This is a genomic window from Sphingomonas sp. Sph1(2015) (assembly GCF_001970915.1).
Lineage (GTDB): Bacteria > Pseudomonadota > Alphaproteobacteria > Sphingomonadales > Sphingomonadaceae > Sphingomonas > Sphingomonas parapaucimobilis.
The window spans coordinates 1-860 of record NZ_MQUI01000112.1 but is presented as its reverse complement, the minus strand read 5'-3'; the positions used below and the strand labels follow the sequence as shown (position 1 = coordinate 860).

Here is an 860-nt window from a genome sequence, read left to right as displayed (position 1 = left end):
CGAACCGGCCTCGTGCCAGTATCGTCACATGACATCGTCATGGCTGTAGGCCTTGCTGCTATCCAGAAAGGCCAATCCGTCCCCGGTTATGCCGCCATCAGCAAGGTGACCGCGCAACAGCGCTTACGGTCAGAAGGAGCGTGGCACCTGTGACAACAGGCTATCGGTCCGCAAGGGCCCCCTGGAAGAGGCAAGCCTGACGGCTATCCAGCACGACCTGCTCACCGAAAAGCATGTGCGCCTGTTCATTGCGGAGTATGAGCGCGAAGCCACGCGACTTGCGCGGATCGACAGCCATGAGGCTGACACGGCCAGGATCCGACTGCAGCAACTCGAGCGCGAACTCGGCAATCTGTACGAAAATCTGTTGGCGGGTATCGCAACCCCTGCCCTGCGGCAAATGATCGATGAGCGGGAGAAGGAAAAGGCCCGCCTGATCTCGCGAGCCGCTACCGTCGACCGAGGTGTGGTCTCGCCTCCCTCGCTTTCAACGCCATCCGTTCTGCAGGCCCAGTTTCGGGCGCGGACCGCTGACCTGCGTAGCACGCTGCAAGATCCTGCAGTACGCGGGCAGGCGGCATCGATCATGTCGCGGCTTATCGAAAGCGTGACGATCTATCCAGACGAACCGGAGGGTTCCGCCGCAGAGGTGGTGGCCAGCGTGGCGTCATTGGTGGCGTATGCCACAAACGACAACGCCGCCCGTGAGGGCGGCGTATCGAGTTCTAAGGCGATGGTTGCGGGGGCAGGATTTGAACCTGCGGCCTTCAGGTTATGAGCCTGACGAGCTACCGGGCTGCTCCACCCCGCGGGGGTGTGAGGTTGTGAATGGGTTTTTTGTGTGTTCGCGGACTATAATG

General features: G+C 61.2%; 1 tRNA gene. It reads right to left on the bottom strand.

Annotated elements, in window-relative coordinates:
- Positions 1–734: 734 nt before the first annotated feature.
- Positions 735–811, bottom strand: a tRNA-Met gene (locus BSZ14_RS18755).
- Positions 812–860 lie beyond the last annotated feature (49 nt).